Origin of the sequence: Mucilaginibacter lutimaris, assembly GCF_042676625.1 — a bacterium.
Taxonomy (GTDB): domain Bacteria; phylum Bacteroidota; class Bacteroidia; order Sphingobacteriales; family Sphingobacteriaceae; genus Mucilaginibacter; species Mucilaginibacter lutimaris.
On the sequence record NZ_JBHTIA010000003.1, the window covers coordinates 1,587,258 to 1,613,111 of the forward strand.

The window sequence follows — 25,854 nt, forward strand, 5'->3', positions numbered from 1 at the left end:
CTAAAATTAAAAGCCTTGTAACACCTTTGAACCATAAACTTTAAAACAGATCACGATGAAAAAAACTGTAATTAAATTTGGGTTGATGTCCGGCCTTTTTGTTTCGGTATGGATGGCAATTAGCATGGGCTTATGCCATAACAGCGGCAGCTACGAAGGCAACATGATAGTGGGCTTCTCGTCCATGATCATTGCTTTCTCGCTAATGTTCCCGGCAGTGAAAAGTTACCGCGATAAATATAACGGTGGCGTTATAAGCTTTGGCAAGGCTTTTACAATAGCTTTTCTGATAGCGTTGATAAGCTCCAGCATGTATGTGGCTACCTGGCTTGTAGATTATTATTTTTTTATGCCCGATTTTATGGAAAAGTTCTCTGCGCAACTTATCACTAAAGCCCAGCATAGCGGCAAAAGCGCTGCCGAAATAGCCGAGAAGATAAAAGATGTGAACTCCATGAAAAAGGTGTACGATTCTATCTTTGGTGTAATATTTTACACCTACAGGGAAATACTACCGGTAGGCATAATTGTAGCTTTAATAACCGCATTAATTTTAAAACGCCGTACAAACAGCGACCAGGATTTGGTAGCGCAATGATGGCCTGCAAGTCAGCCATCCTTACTATATTTGCAGTATGGGTGAGCAGAAATACATCAGCTTTCATTTAAGGGCTTTGCTCAATGAAATGGTTGGTCATCTTCATAAGAAGCTGGAAGTTGCCGGGTTCCCGGAGATAAAGCCATCGCATGGGTACATCTTTCAGCATATAAACGAGGATGGCTCACGAATTACTGAGCTGGCCGCACACGCTAAGATTACAAAGCAAAGCATGAGCGCATTGGTTTACCAATTAGAAGAGTGGGGATATGTAAGGCGCAAGGCAGATGCCCGCGATAAACGAGGGGTTTTGTTTTATTTAACCAGCGCCGGTATTACCATACAACAAATAACCCAACAGGTAAACCACAATCTGGAGGAGCAATGGGAAAGTAAATTAGGTATTGCCAGTTATCAAAAGTTTAAAGAAAACCTGCAAAAGCTTATTGCAGCGAACAAATAGCATCAGGTAATAAGCAAAAAGAAACGGCCCCAAAGTAATTCGGGGCCGTTTGCTTAAAACATATATCTACCATTTATCTAACCCTAATAATTTGCGGCCAAGTGGCGATAGCTCTGCAACGGGGTTTTGCTTTTCGCGCTCCATGGGGTCGCCGGGGAATGCGTAGCCCTGCATGGCCTCACGGCTTTGCCAGCTGTTGATGCGCCATTGGCGTAGTTCTTCATTCTCTTCCTGGGCGGGCATCATGGCAATGTATTGGGCTATGCGTACCTTGTTGCCACTGGTATTCGCCCGAATGCCGTGGGGTTCCAGGCTGTTAAATATCAGCAGGTCGCCGGCTTCCAGCTTTACTTTTTCAATATCAAAGCCAGTTGTGTCGGGTTTATAATGGTCGCGGTCATCCGGTTGTGTAAGTTTCCAGGTATCGTAGGTGCGGTAAAGCTCGGGCACGCATTGGAAACCGCCCATAGTTTCATCGGTTTGGTCGGCAAGGGCCAGCACGCCCTGTACATTTTGGGGTTTGGTTTCAGGGTCGTAATCCCAGTGGATAAAACCTTTATACTCAAATCCCTGGCGCAAGGGGAAGTTAAGGTTAGCACGGTCTATGGTAACCCAAAGTTTTTCGGTACCCCAAACATCGGCAAATGCTTTATGCACTTTTTCCATTTGGCGGTTATCCCACATGTATTGGTGATTGTAGATCTCCACCATACCGGTATTGTTCAGTTCGGCCATTTGCATCTGGGCATTTGGCTTGGCATACCAGGTAGTCATATCATTTTGGTCCTTACCTTCATATTCCCAAAGGTAGTCGGCAAGTTTTTTTACCTGCTCTTTTGGCACCGCGTTTTTAACGATCACATAACCATTATTTATCCAGAATTGCCATTCCGCTTCGCTTAAAACCTGTAATGGCTTACCATTGCTACGGTCGTTTAGTTTTATTTGGCTGCTGGTAGCGGTTGATGGGTTGCCCGGTATTACTTTATGCGCTTCGTTAGCTTTAGGTGCAGCAGGGGCCATTGTTGGTGTCATGGTTTCTGTTCTCATAATTGTATTGTTTTGATAGTACAAATTTAAGCCGGCAGGTAAGCATCAATATTCTGCACAATGACCATTATTTGCTCTGTATTGATATATTGGTTAAGTTTATAAATTAAATTAATGCAACACGGCGATGAATGAGATCCAATTAGAACGTGTTGACTTTGAACCCGGTAAATCTTTTAAGCTGTTCTCGCCACGTTTGCGAAACACTTTTCTGTGGCATTACCATCCCGAAATAGAGTTGGTATATGTGGTGGCTGATGCGGGCATACGGCATGTAGGCACACATATATCTACCTACACCCAAAGCGACCTGGTTTTTATTGGAAGCAACATCCCGCACCTTAACTTCGATTATCGTTTACGCAGCGATTACCACCAGATAGTGATACAGCTGCGTACGGGCTTTTTAAGCGAAGCGATCAACACTTCGCCCGAGTTTGCGGCCATTCGGCAGCTATTTAAAAAGGCCGACCAGGGAATTGCATTCACGGGCGAAACAAAGGCGATAGCTGCCGGGAGATTGACGCGATTAGGCGAGTTAAGCCCTTACAATCAATTGATGGAGCTAATAGATATTTTTAACCTGCTGGCCCACTCCAAAGATGCAGAGATACTGAATACCGACCAAAGCATTAAAGATTTTATACTAAAAGATAAGATACGGATGGGGGCTATATATGAATATATAGATGCCAGTTATCATCAAAAGCCTGATGTTAACGTGGTGGCTGCTAAAGTGAACCTCACTATGGCCGCATTTTGCCGTTACTTTAAGCGCCAAACCAACATGACTTTTACCGATTTTGTAAACCAATACCGGATAGAGCATGCCAAAAATTTGCTGATGCAGGGTAATAATGTTACCGAAACCTGCTATGCAATTGGTTTTGAAAGCATATCGTATTTTAATAAACTTTTTAATAAAATAGTTGGGCAAAACCCTTCAGGTTTTAAGCGCGAATACTCTGGTAAAGCTTAATAATATTGTATTTGGAAATAAGTACATTGGTTGTTATTTAGATATTTGGATACCGTTAACCCTAAAAACATTAAGATGTCCGTTTCAGATGTTGTATTTCAGCGCGAACTAACACTTGGCGCCGACGAATTTATTGATGTATTGAACCGTAGTACACTTGCCGAGCGCCGCCCTGTTGATGATGCCGGGCGCATACAAGATATGCTGCAAAATGCCAATCTTATTGTAACCGCCCGTATAGATGGCAAGTTGGTAGGAGTTTCGCGCGCGTTAACAGATTTTGCTTTTTGCACCTACTTATCCGATCTGGCGGTCGACAGCGCCTATCAAAAAATGGGTATAGGCGTACGCTTAATTGCCGAAACTAAGTTACACTCGCCAAAAGCCAAACTGATATTGCTTGCAGCGCCGGCGGCTGTAAACTATTATCCTAAAACAGGTATGACAAACTTTACGCATTGTTTTTTATTGGATGATGTGAATGACCTTAAGCTAAAAGATAAAAGTTAAGTTTATTTAGGTGAACTTTTTAACAAACTAACTTGAGCTTTTTAGCAAAGCATGAGTTGCTATTCCGGCCTACCTTTGTCTTAAACAATTAATAATTAAAACAATGACAAAAGTTTGGTTTATAACAGGCAGCTCCCGCGGATTAGGGCGCAGCCTTACAGAAGCCGTATTGGCAGCAGGCGATAAAGTTGCCGCAACCGCACGCAATACCGATAGCTTAAAAGATCTTGAAGATAAATATCCGGGCCAGGTGTATCCTGTAAAGCTGGATGTTACAAATTACCCCCAGGTACACAAAGCCATTTCAGATACAGTTGCCCATTTTGGTAAAATAGATGTATTGGTAAACAATGCCGGTTTTGGTATAACCGGTGCTGTAGAAGCTTATACAGACGAACAGGTGCGCAGACAGTTAGAAACAAATTTATACGCGCCCATAGAGGTAACTCGTGCTGTATTACCCTACATGCGTAAACAAAAAAGCGGCCATATCCTGCAAATAAGTTCGATAGGCGGTAGGGTAGGTAGTGGTGGTGTAAGCATTTACCAGGCAGCGAAATTTGGCCTTAGTGGGTTTAGCGAGAGTTTAGCTGTAGAGGTAGCGCCATTAGGCATTAAAATAATATGTGTTGAACCGGGTGGTTTCCGAACAGATTGGGCGGGAGACTCTATGACCTATGCCCCGCATGTAGAAGGTTATGAAACTACCGTAGACGCGCGCGTAACAGCGTTTAAAAGTGGTAGCTACAAACCCACCGGCGACCCTGATAAAGCCGCCAGGGTTATGATAGATGTGGTTAATAACCCGGAGCCACCATTACATCTTTTGCTTGGCAGCGATGCGGTAGCAATCGTTAAACACTCTGAGGCGGCAAAATTGAGGGAACTGGAAAAATGGGAAAATACCAGTATTAGTACCGATGCGGACGGTGCACCAAATTTTCTGGATACAGAATTTGGTAAGAGATTCCTAACCCTGAAAAAATAATTAATTGCAATGGTTGATCGGGTGATAGTGATGCTGCCTATGCGTAGCTTTGCTCGTCACCTCATCAACTTGTTTTTATATTAAAATGCCAACAAAACAACTACATAGCGAGCGCCCTAAAATGGCTTATTCGTGTTACCATACGCGTAACCGCGAGGGCGAGCAGTTTGTGCCCGAGCATATATTTGGATACCAGATAAGCGGTTCCATGATGATGAGCGACGGGCAAAAAGAGATAGTTTTTAATCCAGACGATTTTAGATTTATCAGGCGTAATAATCTGGTTAAATTTTTGAAGATCCCGGCGCCAAACGGCGATTTCAAGTCGGTTTCCGTATATCTCGATCAGCAAACCCTCCGCAATTTTAGCATGGAGTATGGCTTTAAGGCGACCGGCCACTATGCGGGAGGCGACGCAGCAATAAAACTACCGCCTCAGCCGCTATACAAAAGCTTTATGGAATCTATCATTCCGTACCAATCGGCTGATATTACCATTGATGATAAATTGCAGGACCTTAAACTCCGCGAAGCTATACTGATATTGCTGCAAAGTAAGCCCGAAATAAAGGATATTCTGTTTGATTTTAACGAGCCCGGCAAAATAGATCTGGAAGGCTTTATGGAGAAGAACTTTCATTTTAACGTTCAGCTTAAGCGCTTTGCTTACCTCACAGGCCGCAGTCTGGCCACCTTTAAGCGCGATTTTGAGAAGATTTACCATATTACACCCAGCCGGTGGCTGCAGCAGCGCCGTTTGCAGGAGGCCTATTATCTTATAAAAGAAAAAGGGAAGTCAGCTTCAGATATATACATAGACCTTGGTTTTGAAGATCTTTCACACTTCTCCTACGCGTTTAAAAACAAATACGGTGTAGCACCATCGCGTTTGTAAAAATAAATATACATTTTGTGTTAATTTAACGTTAATGCAATGTATATTTAATGTAACCAAATTATAAGCCATGCGCGGGCTGTCACGTTTGTTTTTTACCCTGCTTTTTATTTTGCCGTTTGCGTTAGCAAAGGGGCAGGGCAGGGAAGTACGCGTTGATTTTTATAAAGACCCATTCACAGTTAAGGTTGATGGATCTGTTATAGTTGATTTGCCAATTCAACTTACCAGCAATGTTTTAAAACAGAATTATAATACAGTTAACGGAGCCAAGTACCAGCCGATAATTGATTCGCTTTTAGCTTATAAACAAGAGCATAAACTTAACGATTGGCTTTATTATCAGCTCATTCGCAGGGTCGCACAGCAAATTAGCCCAAAGGAAATTAACTATGGCAGCTACACCTTTTACAAATGGTTTATGCTTAATAAATCGGGGTATGACGCGAGACTGGCACTCGCCCATCAAAAAGTAATCTTTTACATTTATAATAACGAGGATATAAGCGATATCCCATTTTTTATGGTTGATGGTAAACAATTTGTTTGCTTAAACTATCACGATTATGCAAAGGCTGACCTGAACGATGACCCGCCTATACCGGTAAATATCCCCATAGCCGAAGCTACTAAAGCGTTCTCATACAAGGTTACTATGATGCCCGAGTTTAAACCTGAGCATGATGTAGAGAAAGAAATGTCTTTTGAGTACGACCGTAAAAAGTACCATTTCAAAGTAAAGCTCAATACCGATCAACAAAAGGCTTTTAACAACTACCCCGGGGTAAGTTTCGAAACTTATTTCAACATACCGCTTAGTAAGGAAACTTATGGATCGCTCATTCCGCTACTAAAAAGAAACATGAAGGGCATGGATGAGCATAAAGGTGTTGATTACCTGATGCGCTTTACCCGCTACGCATTCCTATATGAGAATGATAATGAGAATTTCGGCCGCGAAAAACGCCTCTCGCCGGGAGAAACCCTTGCATCAGCCTATAGCGACTGCGATGACAGGGCAGCCTTGTTTTTTTACCTGGTGAAAGAAATTTACAACCTGCCTATGATTGCCTTGTTGTATCCAACACATATTACCATGGCCGTAGAGTTTAACAAGCCGGTGGGCGACCCCATTGTTTACAAAGGCAAAACCTATTCCATATGCGAGCCTACACCACAATTAGAGAATCTCTCTATTGGCCAGTTATCGGCCAAACTAAAAAGCACGCCTTACCATGTGGTGTATGCTTATGAGCCGGCAGGTAAGTAACATTTTGATTTTGAGTGTTTCTTGTTACGCAATTGTATTACTATATTAGTGGATGCACCTGTTTAAGGCCAAACCTATACTTGTCATTCTTTCCTTATGGCTATATGCTTTCCCGGTATATGCACAAAATCAAAACAACAACTGGTATTTTGGGAATTTTGGCGGCCTTGATTTTAACCAACTACCTGTAAAAGCAGTCACAAATGGCAAGTTGCGAACAAGCGAGGCTTGCGGAAGCATATCAGATATCGACGGCAACCTGTTGTTTTATACTGATGGTATAACCGTTTGGGACAAGCAGCACAATGTAATGAATAACGGTACAGGGCTTTCCGGTAATGTTTCATCAGCACAATTAGTTATAACGCCTGCGCCCGAGAACGATAATATTTATTATATTTTTACCGCAGGCGTATACGGTAACGAACATCTCGATTACTCCATTGTTGATATGACGCTAAATGGCGGGCTTGGGGGTGTAACCGTAAAGAATAGCCGGTTGCTGTCTCAGCAGAGCAGCGAAAAGATGGTAGCCATTAAGCACGGTAACGGAAAGGATATTTGGTTGATAGGACACGCCACCGGTTCTGATATGTTTTACGCGTGGCCGGTGACAAAAAACGGTGTAGGCGCCCCGGTAACATCCTTTGCGGGAACATCTTATATTGGCTTGCCCGGGGCAAACACTATTGGCATAGGGGTGTTCAAGGCATCGCCCGATGGTACAATGATTGCCACAGGCGGAATAAACCAGGCAGGCGGTTTTTTAGAATTATTAAACTTTAATGCCAACACAGGCATAATAACCACTGGGGCGCAAAAAATAACTGGTTTCGCTTCAGGAGTTCTCCCGTATGGGATTGAATTCTCGCCGAACGGACAACTACTTTATTTAAGCGAGTATAACTTTTTTAATCCTGCCAACCTGTACCAAATAAAGTTGCCATTTGCAACAAGCAATATAGCCACAAGCAGTACAAAGTTAGCAACCATAAGTAAACTGGGTGCAGTACAGATTGCAACCAACGGGAAGATCTACATAAGTGAATCTGACATTGGCAGCCTGCACGCTATTAACTCACCAGATTTACAAGGTGTTGGTTGTAATCTTCAACTAAATGCCATAAACCTTAATGGTAGCACAACACAGCTGGGCCTGCCTGCCGGTAATTTAAGCACCTTTACAGGTTTTGAATTTAGAGTTACAGGAGTATGTGCCAGTATGCCCACCCAGTTTAAGTTACGTACAAGCCTTTCTTCGCTTAGCAATATTACCTGGGATTTTGGAGATCCGGCGTCGGGCGTAAACAACAGCTCAACCCAGCAAGATCCGGTACACCAGTTTAGCCAGGCAGGTACATATAATGTAAAGCTTAGTGCTTTAGCAGGGGGAAACCCTGTTAGTTATAATGCCGATGTTACAATTTTGCAAACTCCCGTAGGCGTTATCCATGACGTTTCGGAAAAGGTAGTGTTATGCAATATTGGAAGTGCCGCCTTAAGTGCACATGGTGCAACGGGTAGTCAAACTTATAACTGGTATGATGCAGACAAAATCTTGTTAATTAAAAACACAAGCGGTAATTACCAGACTGAAATTTTAGACCATAGCGCAACTTTTTATGTGGCCATTGCCAATACAGGATGCGAAGGCGAATTAAAGCAAATAGATGTAATTTATGACAAGGCAGTTGCTGTGATACATACAACAACCACAGTAGTTGAGCAAGGCGCAACAGTAATACTTACGGCTAACGATGCCGTTAAATATGAATGGTCGCCGGCCATCTATTTAAGCAGTACAGATACCAAATCAGTTTCTGCCACCCCCATGAGTAACATTACTTATACACTAAAAATTACCAACGCAAACGGCTGTACTGATGAAACCACCATTGCTCTAAAGCTAAAGTCCGACCTGGTAATACCCAATACATTTACCCCCAATAATGATGGTATAAACGATACATGGGTAGTAAAAAATTTAGATATTCAGGATAACACCCTGCAAATATTTAACAGGAATGGTAAAATGGTTTTTAACGCCCGCAATTATGCCAATACCTGGAATGGTACCTATAACGGTAAACAATTGCCCGCGGGTGTTTACTATTATATAATTAACCTCTATAACCAATTTATAAGCGGCAGTGTTACCATACTGCGTTAGGGCAGGAAATTGTCGCTTTCTCTGTAAGATTCAATAACCCGCAGTTCGCCTTCTTTGCCGGGGCGCGAGTTACCATGTTCCATGCCTAAAATTCCTTTGTACCCTTTCTCGTGCAAAAATTTAAAGATGTTTTTATAGTTTACCTCGCCGGTGGTTGGCTCGTTACGGCCAGGATTATCACCTATCTGGAAGTAAGCAATCTCATCCCATGTTAATTTGATATTGTTAATGATGTTACCCTCATTTTTAGCCATGTGGTACATATCATACAATATTTTGCAGCTTGGGCTGTTAACGCCTTTACATATTAGGTATGTTTGTGCCGATGTACGAAGGTACAGGTCGGGTGTATCACTCAGCGGCTCAAGCACCATAACAATGCCGTGCGGCTCCAATATCTCGGCCCCTTTGCGCAGGGCGGTTATTACATTGGCGTTCTGTATATCAAGCGGCAGGTTACGGGCAAAATCGCCGGGCACAACGGTAGCCAATTTGCCGCCGCAACGTTTAGATACTTCTATCGCCTGGAGGCATCCCTTTAAAAAAATATCTATATGTTCCTGCTTACCATCGGCTAAGGTATTTGCCCCGTTACCCCCTTTATCGAGTACAAAAACGCCCATTTTCATTTCCAGCTTAGCCAGCAAATTGCCTATTTTTTCCTGTTCGGCCGGTGTGCGGCTGCTCATTCCGTTATCCTCAATACTGCGAAAGCCCTGATCATACATGAACTTTATCTGATCCAAAAAGTCAACACCTGCCGAATTTTTGAACATGCCATCATGCGGGGCATAATTCATGTTAAAAGGCTTGCCAGGCGCAATGGCTGTCCCGGTGTTACAACTGGTGGTACTGCTTGCCAAAACCGCGTTTCCTGCCAGTATGCTTCCTGCTGCTAACGCGCTATTCTTTAAAAAAGTGCTTCTGTTCATGGGTAGTAGATTTGTGTGTACTTGCATATTTAGAACCCGTAATATCACATTTTTTATAATAATTACTATAATGTACCATGATATATTGATGTTGCCGGGTTAACGGGATTTCTTTTTTAGTGCGCTGTTCCTGATAAATGATACTACTATTTATGAGGACTGTAAGAAGTTATCTGATAAAACAGCATTCTTATTGCAATATTAAATATACTATCATAATTAAAAAGATAGGGATTATGACATTGAAAACGAAGCCCCCTTAAGTCGCGATCAACCCCTTATATTGTCCTTAAACTACCTTACACAAGTTACATGTTGGGTTTATCTTTGGATTATCATCAAAGACAACCATCATGAGAAAAATTATTGTTCTATCATTCATTACTTTAGATGGCGTAATGCAGGCACCTGGTGGCCCGGAGGAAGATCCATCAAACGGCTTTAAATACGGCGGCTGGACCGCACCTTACGGCGACGAAGAATCGGGCAAGGCCATGCAAAAGCAATTGGAACCCGCTGATTTTTTATTGGGCAGGAAAACGTTCGACATATTTGAGTCGTACTGGCCGCAACATGCCGAGCATTGGCCGGGCGTAAACGAGGTAACCAAATATGTATTATCTACCACCGTCACACAGTCGGGCTGGAGTAACTGTGTATTCCTTAAGGGAGTTGATGATATTAAGAATCTTAAACAATCGGAAGGCAGCGATCTTAAGATCTGGGGCAGCAGCGAACTGGTTCAGCTTTTAATGCAGCACGACCTGGTTGATGAGTTCTGGCTCAACATCCACCCAGTAACATTAGGTAAAGGTAAGAGGCTGTTTAATGATGGCGCCATACCAGCGGCCTTTACTATTGCAGAAAGTACAATTACTTCAAAGGGCGTTATTATGGTAAATTACAATAAGGCAGGTGACGTAAAAACAGGTACGGTAGGCGAGTGATCTTAATGTCGCGAAGCGCCCGTTTATTGTCATGAATGCACCCTGAATTCTTGCTATTCATTTTATCTTTGAATGAGCCGCTCATGTATTTGTTAGTATATTTATAGGTAATGCTAAAGAACCACTTTTAAACAACTTAAAAACATAAACATAAAATTATGCCAGCTATTAATCCTCATGTAAACTTTAACGGAAACGCAGAAGAAGCTTTCAATTTCTATAAATCAGTATTTGGCGGCGAGTTCGCTAAAGTTATCCGATTCAAGGATCTTGCAAGCGACGATTTCCAGGTATCTGAAAAGGAAGAGAACAAGATCATGCATATTGCTTTGCCCATAGGCAGCGGCAGTGTACTCATGGCCAATGACGTACCTGAGTTTATGGGCCCTACAAACGAAAACGAGAATAGGAGCAAGATCGTTATTTCTGCAGATAGTAAAGAAGAAGCCGACAAACTATTTAACGGGCTTTCAGCAGGCGGCGAAGTAGAATATCCCATTGGCGACAGCCCCTGGGGAACTTATTTCGGTTCATTTAGGGACAAGTACGGCATTGAGTGGATGGTAGATTTCGACCCAAACGAAAGTTAAACTGATAATAATAAATGCCCTTTAAAACACAAAGGGCATTTATTAATAATTTACGTATCGCTCCTCAAAGCTACCATCATTGTACAGGTCGATAAGGCCATAGCCGGGAGCAGTTTCCCGGCGGTTTCCTTCCCACCAGGCGCCGGATACCGCGCCATCGCAAATGTAGGTAACGTTATTATAAACCAGTTTTTCGCGCAAGTGGATATGTCCGCTCAGGCAAAGTTTTACGTTAGGGTGCCTATAAAACAGGTTAATGATCTTAGCAGTGTCGGTATGCATATCGCCTCCGTACATCGTCCATCGGTTTACAATATTATCTTCAATTAAATTGGTAGCGGTTAATATGGGTATGTGCGACATGACCAGTACGGGAGTGGTAGCCGCTGTGCTTTTAAGTTCCTGCTCCAGCCAGTTAAACTGCTCGTCGCCAAGTTTACCAATATACCAGGTATTGTCAATATCAAGATGAACGCTGTCCAGCACAATGATCTTCCAGCCGTTTTTGCTGATACTGTAATAAGGCGAGGTTAGCTTTAGCTGATCCATGGAGTATTTTTTACCATAAAGCGCCTGCCCCTTATCATCCTCGTTCCACCAAATGTCGTGATTACCAAGGCAGTAATTTACGGGTATGCTGCATTCGTTTGCCATAATGCCTTTCATTAGCTTCCATTGCTCATCAATGGTTGATAAATTTTCCTTATTCATGTCGAAAACTACGTCGCCGCCATTCAGGATCAGATCAACCTTTGGCGATTGTTTTTGTACATGGTGCAGGCATCTCTCAAACCTTTTTGGCGCATCAAATTTGTTCTTGAGATGGATATCTGTCAGGTGCGCTATCCTTAAAACAGATTTTCGTTCTGCCGCCATAGCCGGGAAGGTTAGGGCAGGGGCTAACAACAAACCTCCAATATTTTTTAAAGCCGATCTTCTTTCCATTTCATTGCAGATGTAATGAAGCAAACATAAGAGCTGGGTTTTAAATAATTGTTAAGTTGGGTAAGGGCAGGTTAAAAAGGTACTAACTGATTGGCTTGGGTGATAGCCACATCGGCTATGCTTACCACCTTCCTGTTACCATTGTAGATATTGATCCGGTATTTCTGATACTCGCCATATGAACTTGTCTTGGAGTTTGGCGCCGTAATCAGCTGTATACCCTTTTCATGAATTTCCAGTAAAAGTTTATCCAATTCTTCGTCGCCTGGCGCAAAATAATTCACGAGATAAGGTGTATTATTAAAATAGCTTATAATAACGCGAAAGGTATTTTGTTTATAACGCAATGTATAAGCATTTTTTACGGGCCCGTTAACACTCGGCGCATAAACCGACCCCTTGTTTTCAAACAAGTAACCATGGGATGAAAAAATAGAGTCTAACTGTTTTTTACCTGATGTTTTTTCTAAAAGGCTGATGATCTCATTTAAAGAGAAGGACTTAATAGCAGTAACATTACTTTGCGCGTTTGATGAAAAACTAATTGTTAAGATAAACAACAGGATACACAGGTTCTTCATATAATAGATTTGTCTTAACTACCAACAAAAAGCCCGATGCGGACATGCATCGGGCTTTTGTACTCAGAGCGGGAATCGAACCCGCACTCCTTTAACGGGAACAGGATTTTAAGTCCTGCGTGTCTACCAGTTCCACCATCTGAGCAGGTGATTAACCTTTTAAAAATAAATCCCTTCTGTTTAGAAAGGGATTTGAGCGAAAGACGAGATTCGAACTCGCGACCCCGACCTTGGCAAGGTCGTGCTCTACCAACTGAGCTACTTTCGCATTGGTGTTCCTGCTTAGCATTACTGCGTTTGCGGGAGTGCAAATATAGACAGAAATGAACGTTCTGCAAGGAAAAATTAAACTTTTTTAAAACTTTTTTATAACTCTCTGTTTTTCAAAACCTCAGCTGTAAGGTCGGTTTCAAAACCGCGGCTTAAAGCATACTGCTGCAATTTATATCTTCGTTTGTAGGCGTCTTTTTCGGCCATAGTAGACGCCTTTTTATCTATTATGCGGGTTAGGGTATCCATGTAGTCGCTTGCATCTATCTGCAAAAGCGCCTTTTTAATCAATACAGGCGATACATTTTTTAATTTAAGGCCCTGCTTTATCTTTATTCTCCCCCAGGCTTTTTGGTTAAACTTACCCTTTGCATAGGCATTGGCAAAGCGTTCTTCGTTTAAAAAGTTTTCTTCAATAAGCCGGGTAATAATATGTTCTACTGCATCTGTCCATAAACCCCAATCGTAAAGTTTATCGCGCACTTCCTGCTGCGAACGCTCCTGGTAGGCGCAATAATGTTCGGCCTTGGCCATAGCAACATTTACATCGGTAATTTTTGTTTTTTTAGGGGTTTCCATCAAAACCAAAAATCGTTAAAAATTCTTCTATTCATATAAATATAAGCAAATTCGTATCATGCAAAATTCGTACACCATAAACGAAATTAAACACATTATAACTGCAACCGGCGAAATTGTAAGTGACGCTGCCATCAGCATTTTACTTACTGATACCCGCCGTATAAATAACCCCACATGCTCTCTGTTCTTCGCTTTAGATGGCCGCCGCGATGGGCACGATTTTATTGCTGATGCTTATACCGCGGGCGTACGTAATTTTGTAGTGAACCACCAGCCGGATACTATTATGCCCGATGCTAATTTCCTGGTGGTGGCAAATGTTTTAGACGCTTTGCAGGTACTTGCAGCGCACCACCGAAAACAGTTTAATTTGGATGTAATAGGTATTACCGGCAGCAACGGAAAAACCATTATAAAAGAGTGGCTTTATCAGTTAATGAACCCCGAAAGAAATATTGTACGTAATCCTAAAAGTTATAATTCGCAAATAGGGGTGCCGCTATCGGTATGGCAAATAAACGATACGCATAACCTTGGCATATTTGAAGCGGGCATATCCATACCGGGTGAAATGGACAGGCTGGAAGCTATTATTCAGCCAACTATAGGGGTGCTTACCCACATGGGAACCGCACATGATGAGGGCTTTGAAACACCCCAGGACAAGCTGATAGAAAAGCTAAAGCTATTTAAGAACTGCAAACAAATAGTTTACAATTATGAGGCCTTGCTCGATCATCACGAAGAATTAAAAAGCCGCGAATGCTTTGTATGGAGCCGCCAATTTAACCTTGCCGACCTGTATGTGTTTAGCGAAACAACGATACAAGGCAAGTATTATATGCGCGCCATTTATAAAGAGAAGGAAATAGAGTGCCTGGTGCCCTTTAGGGATGAAGCATCGGTAGAGAATGCCATTGTTTGCTGGGCAACCATGCTGGCCATGGGTTACAGCCCGGCTGACGCCGACGAACGCATTGAACGTTTATCAACCGTAAGTATGCGTTTAGAATTGAAGCATGGTATAAACGATTGCTCTATCATCGACGATTCATACAACTCAGATATACAGTCGCTGGAGATAGCGCTCAACTTTTTAAACCAGCAAAACCAGCATCAAAAAAAGACACTTATCCTGTCAGACATCTACCAATCGGGCTTGCAGCAAGAGGCCTTATACAAACAGGTTGCGCAATTAGTGAGTGCGAAACAGATAGATAGGTTTATTGGAGTAGGCACGTTTTTACAGGAATACAAACAGCTGTTTGATGTACATCAAAAGCACTTTTATGCTGATACGGCATCTTTACTTAAAGACCTGAGTAAGTTACACCTGCACGAAGAAACTATTCTTATAAAAGGCTCGCGTAGTTTCGGATTCGAAAAAATAAGCCGCGCGCTGGTACAAAAGGCGCATGAAACCATACTGGAAATAAATCTGAACACCCTGCTTAGTAACCTTAATTTTTACAAAGCCAAACTGGAGCCCGGTGTAAAGATCATGGCTATGGTAAAAGCCTTCTCCTATGGCAGCGGCACTTTCGAAGTGGCTAATATGCTGCAATATAACAAGGTAGATTACCTTGCGGTAGCCTATACCGACGAGGGAATAGCCCTCCGCGAAACCGGGATAACCCTCCCAATAATGGTGCTTAACCCCGAACCCCTGGCTTATGATAAGTTGGTAACATATAAGTTAGAGCCAGCCCTTTATAGCTTTACCCTGCTTGATGAGTTTGTAAAATTTGCGCAGGAAGAGGAGGTGTTAGGATATCCGGTCCATATTAAAATTGATAGCGGCATGCATCGTGTGGGCTTTGAAGCGTTTGAGGTTGAGCCGCTTTGCGACCTGTTGGAAATAAACCCGTACATCCGCGTACAATCTGTTTACTCGCACTTTGTGGCCAGCGATAACGAACTGCACGATATGTTCACTATGCAGCAGATCAATATTTTCGAAACAGCATTTAAACAAATTGAAGATGCTTTGGGCTATACGGTTATTAAACACATCAGCAATACATCGGGCATTAGCCGCTGGCCAAACGCCCGTTATGATATGGTAAGGCTTGGCATAGGCCTGTATGGCGTGGATGCCGCTGTTCCGCGAGAAGATACCGGGCTGCAGCCTGTAGCGACGTTAAAAACCACGGTATCGCAGGTTAAGAAGGTGGCCGCTGCCGAAACCATCGGTTACAGCCGCAACGGCAGTTTAAAGGCCGATGGTAAAATAGCCACAGTACGCATTGGTTACGCCGATGGTTACCTGCGCGCCTTTGGCAATGGCGTAGGCAAAATGCTGGTAAATGGTACGCTTGTGCCAACGGTTGGTAACATTACCATGGATATGTGTATGCTTGATGTAAGCAATGTGGAAGTAAAAGAGGGCGATGAGGTTATTGTGTTTAACCAGCAGCAAAGGATAGAGGACCTTGCCCAGCAAATTGGCACCATCCCATACGAAATATTAACAAACGTTTCGCAAAGGGTAAAAAGGGTGTACTTTTACGAGTAGATGTGAATGTGCGGATTTTTAATTGATATGGAAATCAATCATTATCAGTCATTCACTAAATCACAAATTATTGATGAAGAGACTTTTTCGTGCACTGCTTAATTATTTTGTAAAAGGATTATTGATTGTAGTGCCGCTTGGCGCCGCTTTTTTCCTCATCTTCTGGATCATATCGCGTATAGATACCGCCCTTAACCTAAGCAGCGAAATATTAGTAGATAGCCAGGGGAAACCTTTATATATACCCGGTTTAGGTATCCTTAATGTGGTAGTCATCATCATGGTTGCCGGTATATTGGTGACCAATGTAATTACCGATCCTATTAAAAGATGGTTTGCCCGCTGGTTAAACCGCCTGCCCTTGTTTAAGTTCCTGTATTCATCCATAAAGGACCTTACCGAGGCGTTTGTAGGTGAAGAAAAAAAGTTTAACGAACCTGTTTTAGTTGAGGTGAATGAATTTGGCTTAAAGAAGATAGGCTTTTTGGTGCAGAAAGATATGAAGGCAATTGGCCTGCCGGGCGAGGTTGCTGTCTATTTCCCTATGTCGTATTCATTCGCGGGGCAGGTGGTAATTGTATCGGCCGATAAAGTAAAACCTATTGATCGCAGCGCGGCCGATGTTATGAAATTTGTTATCTCCGGCGGGGTTAGCGGCCTGGAGTAGACGCGTTTTGCGGCAGTAGTTTAGGGTCTTTCTTTTTAAAGCTCCGTATCGTAAGAATTATAGCAATAAACATCAAAACAGCCCCTAACAGGAATGGTGCCCCCGGGAAGTAAACCGAGGCACCTTTAATAGTAAAGTGGTGGAATAGGGTGGTCATCATCAAAGGGCCAATGATGGTTGTAAGACTTACCAAACTGGCCAGGGCACCCTGTAGTTCGCCTTGCTGATTGGCAGGAACATTATCAGATATAAAGCCCTGCAATGCCGTGCCGCCTATACCACCCAGACAATAAGGTATCATATACACATACATTAACCAGCCCACATTGTTAAAAGAAATAAAAATTAAGCCAATGCCGTAAAAGGTTATACCTGCAAGTATGTTTTTGCGCATCCCAAATTTGGGGATGGTCCATCGTACAAAGCCGCCTTGTATGGCAGCTATCAGCAAACCGATAAAAATCCCTAACGCGCTAATACTTGGTAAGGTCCATTGAAATTTCTCTATTAAATAAAAAGGCAGCACACTTTCAATAGCTTTTTGGCCTATGTAAACAATGGTATAAGCTGTAATTAGCGTGCTTATGGCCATGGAGTATTTTCTTAGCCTTAGTAACGAGCCAACCGGGTTAGCACGTTTCCACTCAAAACGGCGGCGGTTTCTTAGGGTTAGCGATTCGGGCAGTACAAAAAAGCCATAGAAGGCGTTCAACAACGCCAATCCTGCAGCAACTATAAAAGGTAGTTTTATCCAATAATCGCCCAAAAAGCCACCTAAACCAATGCCTAATATAAACCCCAGCCCCGTTGCCGCGCCTATTAAACCAAAGTTGGTGGCACGTTTTTCGCCTGTGCTAATGTCGGCAATGTAGGCTGTCGCTGTAGTGGTGCTTGCGCCTGCTATACCGGCTATTAATCGCCCTACAAAAAGCCAGGCAATAGTGGGGGCAAAGGCCATAAAAAGATAATCGATACCAAACCCAAATAGCGAGAATAATAAAACCGGCCGGCGGCCAATCAAATCGCTTAGGTTACCCAAAACAGGGGCGAAAAGGAACTGCATAGACGCGTAGGTGAACGTAAGCCATCCGCTATACTGGCTGGCCATGCTAATATCAACGTTGGCCAACTCTTCTAATAATTTAGGCAAAATAGGGATGATAATGCCCAAACCCAGTACATCAATAAATATGGTGATGAAGATAAATCCTAAAGCAGCCTTGCCGTGTTGTACGGGTTGATCCATAAATATGTCGGCAATTAATGTAAACTATTGTTATAAGTAGATTTGCCGGCGTATTGTTTCTCATTTTTTAAACTTCGCGCAGTAGGCAGGGCAGCCTTCTTTATAGGTTGGGTAAGCATATCCATTACTGTAAAATAACAACTAATAAGTTAAACTTCTGTATTAATTATTAGATAATATTTGGAAGTAATTATTCTAAATGCTTAAATTGACTAAAAAATTAGTTATCATATGAAAACACTAAACCTAATCCTAACAATTCCTGTGCCTTGTTGATGCACAGTGCTTTCGCTCAAACAACTCATTTAAAACTTTCAGACGAAACACCATCTGTTGGACAAAAGATAAATTTTACCTACAACCCGGCAGGCACACCTTTGGTTGGGAAGCAGGATATAAAGGCGACCGTTTACTTTTTAGATGATAAGCGTAACCCGGCTTCGGACGTTGTTTTAACAAAAACCGGCACAGATTTTAAGGGGGAGTTTACCGTACCTGCAGATACAAAAACCTTGTTTTTTAAAATGAACGATGGTGAAGCAATAGATGATAATACAGAAAAAGGTTATGTATATCTGGTGAACGATAAGGGTAATCAACCTGTTCCCGGCGCTTATGCTATGAAGGCCTACCTTATAGGCAGTGGCATGGGCAATTACTTTAGTAAGCTAAAAACAGACCCGGTGGAAGCGCTTACACTTTACAAAAAGGAATTTGAATTGTACCCTCAGAGTGAAAAGGATTTTGGCGTAATTTATTTAACCATGGCATCATCCTTAAAGGACGATGCCAGTCAAAAAATCGTTAAGGATAAAATTGCGGAATGGTCAAGAAGTGGCAGCGAGAAAGAAATGATGATGGCCACAGCTCTTTACAACAGGTTGAGAAATAAGGCCGCTTATGATTCGTTAAACGCCGTAATTATGGCTAAGTTCCCTAATGGCGAAGCAGCGCAAAACGCCGCGGGAATGGCAATAAATGTGGAGCGCGATGCCACTAAAAAAGCAGCGCTGTATGCAGCATACAGCGCAAAATATTCAGAGAAAAATGAAAAGAACACTATTCAGGATAATTTCAGGATGCAGATTGCATCAGCTTACCTTGGAGCCGGAAATATGGCAAAATATAATGAGTGGGCCGCGCAGGTAAAAAACAAATCGCAACTGGCAATGGCGCTGAATAGTGCCGCATGGGCTATGGCCGAAAAAGGCGAAAACCTTGACGAGGCGGCTGTATTGTCTAAACAATCTTTAGATATTTTAGATAACGACTTTAAAAATGCTGAAGCTGGTTCATATATGACAGCAAAGCAAATAGGAGAGAACAACAGGGCAACGTACAGGAATAATGCCGATACCTATGCCTTTATTTTGTTTAATCAGGGTAAATACCCCGAAGCATTAAAAGTGCAGGACGATGTTTACGACGGGATGAAATACCAGGATGCAGAGATTAATGAGCACTATGCCATGATATTGAATGCAAACGGACTGTACGCAAAAACAAAGGAAGTAGTAGAGAAATCGATCCTTGCAGGTAAAAGCTCCGATGTGTTAAAAGCACAACTTGCTATAGCATACCCCAAAGTTAAGGGCAGCAACGCCGGGTATGATGAATACGTTGCCGGCCTTTATAAACAGAAAAGCGATATGGGCAAGGCGAAACTTGCCAAAGAAATGATCAACACACCCGCGCCTGCGTTCGCCCTAAAGGATTTTGATGGTAAAGAGGTATCGTTAGCCAGCCTTAAAGGCAAAGTTGTTATTATAGATTTTTGGGCTACATGGTGTGGCCCATGTAAGGCATCTTTCCCCGGCATGCAAATGGCGGTGAATAAATTTAAGGATAACCCTAATGTGAAGTTCCTGTTTATTGACACCTGGGAAAATGGTGACAACTACCTGCCGGGAGTTAAAAAGTTTATAGCTGATAATAAATACACCTTCCATGTATTAATGGATGAAAAGGATGCCGGCGGCAAGCAGGCTAAAGTAGTATCAGACTTTAAGGTAACTGGTATACCAACAAAATTTATAATTGATAAAGATGGGAATATCAGGTTTAAATATGTGGGTTACTCCGGCTCTTCAGAAGCGGTGCTTGATGAGGTAACCAACATGGTTGAACTTACTACTAACCCGGATGCAGCGGTTGCCGGCGCTCCAAAAGTATCTATGCTCAAATAACACCTAAACTATATTATGTAAAAAGGCCTTTCGTAACCAGAAAGGCCTTTTTTGGCACTACTTATTTATAACGGTAGCTTTAATTTCACTTGCTTTGATAAACCCAATGTATCGCGAATCAGCAGCATTGTGTCTGTCATCACCCAGTACAAAATAACTGTTTGCGGGTATTTTAACAGGGCCAAAATTATCCTCATTATATGTAGTGCCGGGATATGTTTTTAAGATCATTTCATTAACAGAATCTTTTGAAGCCACGTATTGCCTCAAGCCAAGTTTTAGATCTTTTAAGTCGTTTTTAGATATAGCTATCCTTACAATGCTATCGTTTACGGTATGCAAGTCGTAACCCTTATTGGCAACATATCCCATAATGCTTTTCAATGTTGGTTTGTCTATAAGGTATTCATTCCATATAAGGGGCTCATTTATTTGTTTCCCGTTTCTATATAATAAGCCCATCTTAATCTCAATAATATCATTGGGCGCACCAATACACCTAAATACTGATAATGGAACGCCTCTTTTTTCCAACAATAAAAGTTTATTGATGCCAGGCTTTACAAAGCGCGATACATATATTTTATCACCCGGCATTAATGCTGGTTTATTGGCATCAGTTGGTACATTAAAAATAGCAAAAATGTAAGTTGCCTTTAATATATACCATAGGCATATAAACGAAAAGAGAATAACACCTATGATGCTCCATGCTGTTTTCATGGAGGAAATGTAATAAAAAAAATCCCCTTTCGGGGATTGCATTTCTTAAAAGTTTGGTTTTAACACGTACTTGTCATAGAAACGGAAGATGTGCTCCGCTGCCTCTTCAGCAGTGTCCACAACGCGATAAAGATTAAGGTCATCCGGGCTAATGTTATGCTCATGTGCAAGCATTTTTTCCTCTACCCATTTAAATAGTCCGCCCCAATAATCAACGCCCACAAATACGATAGGGAAGCGGGCAATTTTACCGGTTTGTATAAGCGTGATAGCCTCAAAAGATTCGTCCATGGTACCAAAGCCCCCCGGCAGGATAATAAAGCCCTGCGAGTATTTCATGAACATTACCTTGCGGATAAAAAAGTAATCAAACTCCAGTATCTTATCTCTGTCGATATACTTATTATGAAATTGCTCAAAAGGTAGCTCGATGTTTAAACCAACCGATTTACCCCCGGCCTCGTAAGCGCCTTTGTTTGCAGCCTCCATAATACCCGGGCCACCACCTGATATTACACCGTAGCCACGCTCGGTAAGCAGTCGGGCGGTATCTTCGGCCAGTTTGTAGTACGGGTTATCGTTATGTGTACGTGCCGAACCAAATATAGATACGCATGGGCCTATCTTAGCTAATTTCTCAAAGCCGTCTACAAATTCGGCCATTATTTTAAAGATCTGCCAGGAGTCGGTCACCTTTATTTCCTGCCAGTTTTTATTTTCAAATGCTTGTCTTATTTTTTCTTCACCAGTCATGTTAGTACTAAAAATTAAATATGATGCTTAATAGCTTTATATGTTAGCGGCTATGTTTAAACCACGCCCGGGGCACATCAGCCCGTTCTTTTCCATTTATACTATATTGTAGTTTAAGTGTGTAGCCTCCACCTCCTTCAACAAAATCTAAGGCAAATGGTTGCAATCCTTTTTTTAGGGCAACCTGGCCACTTTTTTCAATCGCCGAGTGCATCCCGTCGTTATTAACCGTTTCGCGGTTGGCAATACTTAGTACCCCGCTATCATCGCAAGTTAAATAGAACGTATAAATGCCATCTTGCGGCACATCAATATATCCGGTGTACCTTACAGCGAAAGAGCCCTCCTTAATAGACGCAGGTACGGTAACAGTTGGAGTAATAAAGGTGCTATCCGCAGGGCCCGCTTTTATCTTTGTAGTTCCGTTAAAAAAGCCTTTATAGTACCCTGCTGACAAGCCGGGGGCAACGCCAGCAACATTTTGTGGCTCTGCCGGTGTTTGCTGCGAGTATTTCATTGTGTAAACATCGCCTCTTTTACCACTTTGGGTAAAAGCAGCCAGCTTAATAGTTTGCGGTTGGTTTACAACGTAATTACGTAACAGCGGAGAGTTTTGGTCAGGTAAACTACCATTGGTTGTATACCTTATAACAGATGTATTTAACGGTGAATGAATGTTCAAAGTATCTGAAGTTATAAAAACGCGGCTATCTATTATTCCTTCCAAATCGGGTTGCCTGTAATTTATATCCAGTGCTTCCAGCCGTTTATATTGCTGAATAAGGCGCTGGGTATAACTTTTATAATCGTCTTGCTTATTTGTCCATAGCATCTCTGCCAGCGCTGTCATCCTAGGCATAAACATATAGTCGGCACGCTTTTCGGATGGGATGTACTCTGTCCAGATATTGGCCTGCGCGCCAATAATAAGTTTAGCCTGCTCTGTAGTTAAACTTTTAGGTACCGGGTTAAAGTGATAAACGTTATAAATGGAATTTTTATCGGCGGGCGAATCAAAATATAACGGTGTGCCGGGTGTCATGATAACCTGGTTGCCATTTTGGGCTGCTTTAACCGGCGCATCAGGCACCCAGCTGCGCCAATACATGATCATCGCTGTCGAGCTTATTTTACCCTCAAGCACCTCATCCCAACCAATAAGTTTGCGGCCCCTGGAGTTAAAAAATTTCTCCATACGGTCTATAAAGTAATTTTGCAGGTCGGGTAAACTGGTTATACCCTCACGCTTCATTAATTCTTTACAGGCTTCAGATTTCCCCCAATCGCGGCGGTCAACCTCATCGCCGCCAATATGAATATATTTGGATGGGAAGATCTCCATGATCTCGGTGTATATATCCTTCGCGAAATCAAATGTAGTTTCGTTGCAGGGGCATATAGGTGTCGAAAACAACTCGCCCCATTTATTCTGGCTGTTGCAAGTTAAAAACGGGTAGGCATTAATAGCAGCCATCATGTGCCCGGGCATATCTATTTCAGGAATAATATCAATGTGTTTATTAGCAGCGTAGGCAACAAGATCTTTTAATTGTTTTTGGGTGTAAAAACCACCGTAAAGCGTTTTACCATCTTTTTTGATGATGTGTTGATTATCAAAATTAAAGTCCGGGTTTTCGGCTGCCCTTTTCATACATACCGTATCCTGGTTGTTAAAGGTGCGCCATGCGCCTTGCTCGGTAAGTTTGGGGTATTTTTTAATCTCAACACGCCAGCCCTGGTCGTCAGTAAGGTGCAAATGAAACTTATTCATTTTGTAAAGGGCCATTACATCAATAAACTTTTTGAGATAAGTTATCGAAAAGAAATGCCGCGATACATCCAGGTGCATGCCACGCCACGCATAAGCAGGATGGTCGTTAATATTTACAGATGGCAGGCGTACAGTCGCGTTTCTTTGACCTGTTTCAACAGAAATTGGTAATAACTGCCTGATAGTTTCGACAGCGTGAAAGGCGCCTGCAGGTGCGCCGGCAGTAATAGTGACACTTTTAGGCTTAACATTAAGCTGGTATGCCTCCGGGTTTTTTATAGTGCTGTCGTAAACAAAATTTATGACGTTTGTTGAATGGGTACTTCTGTTAAGTGAGTATCCGGTACCCGCTTTTACCAGTTTGGCAAGCTGCGCGGCTTCGTTTACAAACCTTGACGGAGCTACAAGTGTAGTTTGCGCATTAATTAAAAAGTAACCATCGCCGGCGGTTAATGTTGATGGATAAGGAATGATGTCTATGTCTTTATGATCGGCTTGGGCGTTAACATCAGTGCAGTAACCTAAAAAAAGAATGAACAGGAACAATTTAGAAGTGACTATTTTAGTCATGATAAAGAAGGATTAGCTTTTGCAGTGATGATTTTTCGAGAGGAACAGATCCACAGGCCTACAAATGTAATTAAACCGTTCACAATGATGAGTTCGTTATCAAAAACATAACCGCCCAGTAGTTTCTTTGACTCTGTGCTGAGGAAGAAACAAACAGCAGGGGAGATGAGGCAGATAAACGGCACAGCTTTATCATATACCTGCCGTTTACTTACAAACAAACCAAAGCTGTAAAGGCCGAGTAATGGCCCGTAAGTATAAGAAGCTACTTTAAATATGGCTGTTACCACCGCATCATTATTTAGGGCATTAAACGCGATGATCGTTAAAAACATCAAGCCCGAAAATGCGATGTGTACATAGTGGCGAACGTTCACCATTTTTTTGCTGTTAACATCACCACGCTTGTTAAAATTCAGGAAGTCGACACAAAATGATGTGGTTAACGCGGTAAGCGCTGAATCTGTAGTGGCAAAAGTGGCTGCAGTTAATCCCAGCATAAACACCATAGCCGGGATAATGCCCAGGTATTGCAGGGCAATAGTAGGGTACAGGTAATCGGTTTTGGCTACGCTGATGCCGTAACGTTGCGCATACATATAAAGTAATGCGCCAACGCTTAAAAAGAAGATGTTAATAACCACAAATACCCCGGTAAAGCTAAACATGTTCTTTTGAGCTTCTTTAATGTTTTTAAGGCTCAGGTTTTTTTGCATCAGGTCCTGATCGAGGCCCGTCATACCAATGGTGATGAACATGCCGCCGAGGAATTGTTTGCTTAAGTGGAAGTGGCTGCCCAGAAAGTCGTCAAAGAAGAAGATCTTGGAGTAGCTGCTGTTTTTAATAGCCTCGGCCGCCTGGAATATATTATAATTAAGACTGTCGCAAATGAAATAGATAGATAAGAATACCGACGATACCAGGAACAGGGTTTGCAAGCTATCTGTAATGATAATGGTTTTTAGCCCCCCTTTAAAGGTGTATGACCATATCAGCGCCAAACATATTAATACTGTAACCGCAAATGGCACACCATAGTTATCGAAAATGAATTTTTGCAATACGATAACCACCAGGTATAATCTGAATGACGAACCTATGGTGCGGCTTAACAGGAAGATACCCGCCGCTGTTTTATAGCTCCATGTACCTAACGCGTGCTCAATGTAGCTGTAGATAGATGTAAGCTTCATGCGATAATACAGCGGCAATAATACCGTGGCTATAATAATAAAACCCGCCGCGTTACCTAATACAAACTGAAAGTAAGCGAACTGGTCGCCGCTTGGGGCGCCAACCTTGCCGGGTACCGATATAAAGGTTACCCCGCTCAGCGCCGTACCTATCATCCCGAAGGCTACCAGATACCATTTAGAGTTGCGGTTGGCTACAAAAAAAGTATCGTTGTCTGATGATTTCTTTGACGTTAGGTAAGAGATCACCATAAGCACCAAAAAATAACCTATTATAAATGAGAGTAGTATTCCGGGAGACATATTCTGCTAATTTAAATATTTAGCCTGCCTGCAAGCAAACCGCCCTAAAGTAGTAGTTTAAGGTATATAATACAAGGCGTACATTAACAAGGCCGGTTTAAATTATCTTGATAAAAAACTGTGAAACCTGTTTTATAATAATATTTTTGTGGCTTAA

The 25,854-nt window shown here is 42.3% G+C and carries 23 protein-coding genes and 2 tRNA genes; 13 read left to right on the forward strand and 12 right to left on the reverse strand.

The features are described 5' to 3' along the window. The first annotated feature begins 55 nt into the window (after positions 1 to 55). Entirely contained in the window at positions 56 to 598 is a 543-nt protein-coding gene (locus tag ACFQZI_RS08000) for a DUF4199 domain-containing protein (protein WP_377140809.1), read from the forward strand. A gap of 37 nt (positions 599 to 635) precedes the next feature. Further along, positions 636 to 1,061, forward strand: coding sequence for a MarR family winged helix-turn-helix transcriptional regulator (locus ACFQZI_RS08005; RefSeq protein ID WP_377140812.1), 426 nt, complete (start codon positions 636 to 638; stop codon positions 1,059 to 1,061). Positions 1,062 to 1,127: 66 nt separating this feature from the next. Here the strand turns inward: ACFQZI_RS08005 and ACFQZI_RS08010 are convergent, their stop codons facing one another. Next, positions 1,128 to 2,111 carry a phytanoyl-CoA dioxygenase family protein gene (locus ACFQZI_RS08010; RefSeq protein ID WP_377140815.1) on the reverse strand — a complete coding sequence of 328 codons (984 nt, stop codon included), beginning with the start codon at positions 2,109 to 2,111 and terminating at the stop codon, positions 1,128 to 1,130. Between the two features lie 127 nt (positions 2,112 to 2,238). Between ACFQZI_RS08010 and ACFQZI_RS08015 the strand changes: the two genes are divergently transcribed. The 6 genes from ACFQZI_RS08015 (at position 2,239) to ACFQZI_RS08040 (ending at position 8,923) form a co-directional block, all read left to right on the forward strand. After that, positions 2,239 to 3,090, forward strand: a complete 852-nt coding sequence (locus ACFQZI_RS08015; RefSeq protein WP_377140817.1) for a helix-turn-helix domain-containing protein — start codon at positions 2,239 to 2,241, stop codon at positions 3,088 to 3,090. A 75-nt stretch (positions 3,091 to 3,165) separates the two neighbouring features. Continuing rightward, complete coding sequence (locus tag ACFQZI_RS08020; protein WP_377140820.1) at positions 3,166 to 3,600, forward strand: GNAT family N-acetyltransferase; 435 nt, start codon at positions 3,166 to 3,168, stop codon at positions 3,598 to 3,600. A gap of 103 nt (positions 3,601 to 3,703) precedes the next feature. Further along, positions 3,704 to 4,588, forward strand: a complete 885-nt coding sequence (locus tag ACFQZI_RS08025) for an oxidoreductase (protein ID WP_377140823.1) — start codon at positions 3,704 to 3,706, stop codon at positions 4,586 to 4,588. Between the two features lie 85 nt (positions 4,589 to 4,673). Next, on the forward strand, positions 4,674 to 5,483 hold the full coding sequence (locus ACFQZI_RS08030; protein WP_377140826.1) for a helix-turn-helix domain-containing protein: 810 nt from the start codon (positions 4,674 to 4,676) through the stop codon (positions 5,481 to 5,483). Positions 5,484 to 5,553: 70 nt separating this feature from the next. Next, positions 5,554 to 6,753, forward strand: a complete 1,200-nt coding sequence (locus tag ACFQZI_RS08035) for a hypothetical protein (protein WP_377140829.1) — start codon at positions 5,554 to 5,556, stop codon at positions 6,751 to 6,753. 52 nt (positions 6,754 to 6,805) lie between these two features. Then, positions 6,806 to 8,923, forward strand: a complete 2,118-nt coding sequence (locus tag ACFQZI_RS08040; protein ID WP_377140831.1) for a T9SS type B sorting domain-containing protein — start codon at positions 6,806 to 6,808, stop codon at positions 8,921 to 8,923. On the opposite strand, the gene ACFQZI_RS08045 is transcribed toward ACFQZI_RS08040, so the two are convergent. After that, positions 8,920 to 9,855 carry a hydroxypyruvate isomerase family protein gene (locus ACFQZI_RS08045; protein WP_377140834.1) on the reverse strand — a complete coding sequence of 312 codons (936 nt, stop codon included), beginning with the start codon at positions 9,853 to 9,855 and terminating at the stop codon, positions 8,920 to 8,922. The two genes, ACFQZI_RS08040 and ACFQZI_RS08045, sit on opposite strands and share 4 nt — an antisense overlap. A 353-nt stretch (positions 9,856 to 10,208) precedes the next feature. Here ACFQZI_RS08045 and ACFQZI_RS08050 point away from each other — a divergent pair, with 353 nt between their 5' ends. Then, positions 10,209 to 10,802 (forward strand): dihydrofolate reductase family protein, encoded by a 594-nt coding sequence (locus ACFQZI_RS08050; protein ID WP_377140837.1) that lies wholly within the window; start codon positions 10,209 to 10,211, stop codon positions 10,800 to 10,802. A 158-nt stretch (positions 10,803 to 10,960) separates the two neighbouring features. Continuing rightward, on the forward strand, positions 10,961 to 11,392 hold the full coding sequence (locus ACFQZI_RS08055; protein ID WP_377140840.1) for a VOC family protein: 432 nt from the start codon (positions 10,961 to 10,963) through the stop codon (positions 11,390 to 11,392). Between the two features lie 42 nt (positions 11,393 to 11,434). Here ACFQZI_RS08055 and ACFQZI_RS08060 read toward each other — a convergent pair whose 3' ends face one another. The 5 genes from ACFQZI_RS08060 to ACFQZI_RS08080 form a co-directional block, all read right to left on the reverse strand. Beyond that, positions 11,435 to 12,337 carry a metallophosphoesterase family protein gene (locus ACFQZI_RS08060; protein ID WP_377140843.1) on the reverse strand — a complete coding sequence of 301 codons (903 nt, stop codon included), beginning with the start codon at positions 12,335 to 12,337 and terminating at the stop codon, positions 11,435 to 11,437. A 71-nt stretch (positions 12,338 to 12,408) separates the two neighbouring features. After that, positions 12,409 to 12,918 (reverse strand): hypothetical protein, encoded by a 510-nt coding sequence (locus tag ACFQZI_RS08065; protein ID WP_377140846.1) that lies wholly within the window; start codon positions 12,916 to 12,918, stop codon positions 12,409 to 12,411. 60 nt (positions 12,919 to 12,978) lie between these two features. Further along, positions 12,979 to 13,063 (reverse strand) — tRNA-Leu (locus tag ACFQZI_RS08070). Positions 13,064 to 13,113: 50 nt separating this feature from the next. Beyond that, positions 13,114 to 13,186 (reverse strand) — tRNA-Gly (locus ACFQZI_RS08075). Positions 13,187 to 13,284: 98 nt separating this feature from the next. Further along, a complete protein-coding gene (locus ACFQZI_RS08080; RefSeq protein ID WP_377140848.1) occupies positions 13,285 to 13,767 on the reverse strand; it encodes a regulatory protein RecX in 483 nt (160 codons plus the stop codon). Between the two features lie 58 nt (positions 13,768 to 13,825). Here ACFQZI_RS08080 and ACFQZI_RS08085 point away from each other — a divergent pair, with 58 nt between their 5' ends. After that, a complete protein-coding gene (locus tag ACFQZI_RS08085) occupies positions 13,826 to 16,285 on the forward strand; it encodes a bifunctional UDP-N-acetylmuramoyl-tripeptide:D-alanyl-D-alanine ligase/alanine racemase (protein WP_377140851.1) in 2,460 nt (819 codons plus the stop codon). A 73-nt stretch (positions 16,286 to 16,358) separates the two neighbouring features. Then, the gene (locus ACFQZI_RS08090) at positions 16,359 to 16,952 is read left to right on the forward strand and encodes a DUF502 domain-containing protein (protein WP_377140854.1); all 594 of its coding nucleotides are present in this window, start codon (positions 16,359 to 16,361) and stop codon (positions 16,950 to 16,952) included. Here ACFQZI_RS08090 and ACFQZI_RS08095 read toward each other — a convergent pair. Next, the gene (locus ACFQZI_RS08095) at positions 16,936 to 18,198 is read right to left on the reverse strand and encodes a TCR/Tet family MFS transporter (protein ID WP_377140857.1); all 1,263 of its coding nucleotides are present in this window, start codon (positions 18,196 to 18,198) and stop codon (positions 16,936 to 16,938) included. The two genes, ACFQZI_RS08090 and ACFQZI_RS08095, sit on opposite strands and share 17 nt — an antisense overlap. 275 nt (positions 18,199 to 18,473) lie before the next feature. Here ACFQZI_RS08095 and ACFQZI_RS08100 point away from each other — a divergent pair, with 275 nt between their 5' ends. Next, positions 18,474 to 20,384, forward strand: a complete 1,911-nt coding sequence (locus ACFQZI_RS08100) for a TlpA family protein disulfide reductase (protein WP_377140860.1) — start codon at positions 18,474 to 18,476, stop codon at positions 20,382 to 20,384. A gap of 57 nt (positions 20,385 to 20,441) precedes the next feature. Here ACFQZI_RS08100 and lepB read toward each other — a convergent pair whose 3' ends face one another. The 4 genes from lepB to ACFQZI_RS08120 are packed head-to-tail and all read right to left on the reverse strand — an operon-like array spanning position 20,442 to position 25,697. Continuing rightward, the gene (lepB, locus tag ACFQZI_RS08105) at positions 20,442 to 21,107 is read right to left on the reverse strand and encodes a signal peptidase I (RefSeq protein ID WP_377140862.1); all 666 of its coding nucleotides are present in this window, start codon (positions 21,105 to 21,107) and stop codon (positions 20,442 to 20,444) included. Between the two features lie 45 nt (positions 21,108 to 21,152). Continuing rightward, on the reverse strand, positions 21,153 to 21,860 hold the full coding sequence (locus ACFQZI_RS08110; protein WP_377140865.1) for an LOG family protein: 708 nt from the start codon (positions 21,858 to 21,860) through the stop codon (positions 21,153 to 21,155). Between the two features lie 43 nt (positions 21,861 to 21,903). Further along, on the reverse strand, positions 21,904 to 24,201 hold the full coding sequence (locus ACFQZI_RS08115) for a family 20 glycosylhydrolase (RefSeq protein ID WP_377140868.1): 2,298 nt from the start codon (positions 24,199 to 24,201) through the stop codon (positions 21,904 to 21,906). Then, positions 24,198 to 25,697 carry a sodium:solute symporter gene (locus ACFQZI_RS08120; protein WP_377140871.1) on the reverse strand — a complete coding sequence of 500 codons (1,500 nt, stop codon included), beginning with the start codon at positions 25,695 to 25,697 and terminating at the stop codon, positions 24,198 to 24,200. Before ACFQZI_RS08120 ends, ACFQZI_RS08115 begins: the two co-directional genes overlap by 4 nt. Positions 25,698 to 25,854 lie beyond the last annotated feature (157 nt).